At 33.8% G+C, this 1,531-nt stretch carries 2 protein-coding genes and 1 pseudogene; all 3 read right to left on the reverse strand.

Annotated elements, in window-relative coordinates:
- Positions 1–203, reverse strand: a pseudogene (locus DXA55_RS17425) (ABC transporter permease); the annotation flags it as partial.
- On the reverse strand, positions 193–963 hold the full coding sequence (locus tag DXA55_RS16815; RefSeq protein ID WP_003061398.1) for an ABC transporter ATP-binding protein: 771 nt from the start codon (positions 961–963) through the stop codon (positions 193–195). The gene DXA55_RS16815 and the pseudogene DXA55_RS17425, both read right to left, overlap by 11 nt.
- A gap of 166 nt (positions 964–1,129) precedes the next feature.
- Positions 1,130–1,360, reverse strand: coding sequence for a hypothetical protein (locus tag DXA55_RS16825; RefSeq protein WP_003060191.1), 231 nt, complete (start codon positions 1,358–1,360; stop codon positions 1,130–1,132).
- Between the last annotated feature and the right edge of the window lie 171 nt (positions 1,361–1,531).

The raw sequence follows: 1,531 nt of genomic DNA on the forward strand, positions 1-1,531 counted from the left end.
ATCACAAAAATAATAAGAATATTTACAGCGAACAATGAATTCTTAAATGCATCCATACTGGAACATAACTTTACAATTTCATCAGAATTTGCCACCAAATTAAAAGCAAATATAAGAGAAAAGGATGCAGTAACGGTTATCAGATAAATCAAATAATCTTTAATATTTCTTTTTGTATTTCTATACGCTAACTTACCTAACATTTCCCACTTCACCTCCGAGCAAGGTTAATATATCCAGTATTTCATTGAAGAAATCTTTTCTGCTTTTTTCCCCTCTGAAAATTTCATTGAATATTTTACCGTCTTTCAAGAACAAAATACGTTCACAGAAAGACGCACTAAACGGGTCATGTGTTACCATTAAAATAGTAGCCTGCATTTTCTTGTTGATTTCAGACATTGTTTCCAGTAATAATCTGGAAGCTTTTGAGTCCAAAGCTCCCGTCGGTTCATCAGCTAAAATCAGTTTCGGTTCATTGATTAAGGCTCTAGCACAAGCACAACGCTGTTTTTGTCCGCCAGAAACTTCATAAGGAAATTTCGATAAAATATCACGAATACCCAATTTATCGGCGATAGCATGAACTCTTTTCTCAATATCAGTAGGGTTCTGTTTGTTGATAACCAATGATAAAGAAATGTTTTCTCCAATCGTTAAAGTATCTAAAAGGTTGAAATCTTGAAAAATGAACCCTAAATTTTCACGTCTGAAATCAGCAAAATCTTTATCCTTGATTTTGGTAATATCTTGATTATTGACTGTAATGTGTCCGCTGGTTACAGTATCAATCGTAGAGATACAGTTTAATAGGGTAGTCTTTCCAGAACCACTAGCTCCCATGATTGCGACAAATTCGCCCTTATCTACATACATAGAAATACCGTCTACTGCCTTTGTGATATTTCCAGAGTTACCCCCGTAGTATTTTTTTACTTGCTCTAAATTTAAAATGTGTTCCATTAAAAATCGCTCCTTTCTTCCTGCCACATTTATTTGTTTTGGAATACAATTAAATTATAGCAAGGGCAGTATTCAATTACACTTACAGTTTTGAAAGTAAACAGAGAGTAAAAGAGCCGTGATAATGCAGATCACAATTTTGTGAAGCATTTCCACGACCCTTTTATTATAATTTTGCCTTTGTCTTTTTCGTAATGATATAAATATATTCTTCTGGTGTAGGGCGTTTATTCCCAAAATACTTTTTGAAATTTGCCTGCACCTCTGGGTCGGTGCTATTCATAGCTTCATCAATCGTAGCTTCAATATCCGCCCGAACATCAGCCAATGATACACCGCCAGCTTTTGCACCAGCTTTCAATGCCTTTTTTATATCTCTTTTGTTCAGTCCTATCATATTCATACCTCAATTCTACTTTTTAAAGCTAATAAGTTTTCCATTGTATTTACAATGATGAATATGATATAAAACACTCCTACAACAATCAAAATAAGACCTATGTAATAGCCTAATTCAGAATGAGAGATTAAATTGATAATCGGCATAACAAGAATACCAATACTAACC

The sequence above is a fragment of the Blautia sp. OF03-13 genome (assembly GCF_003460685.1).
GTDB classification, from domain to species: domain Bacteria; phylum Bacillota; class Clostridia; order Lachnospirales; family Lachnospiraceae; genus Fusicatenibacter; species Fusicatenibacter saccharivorans.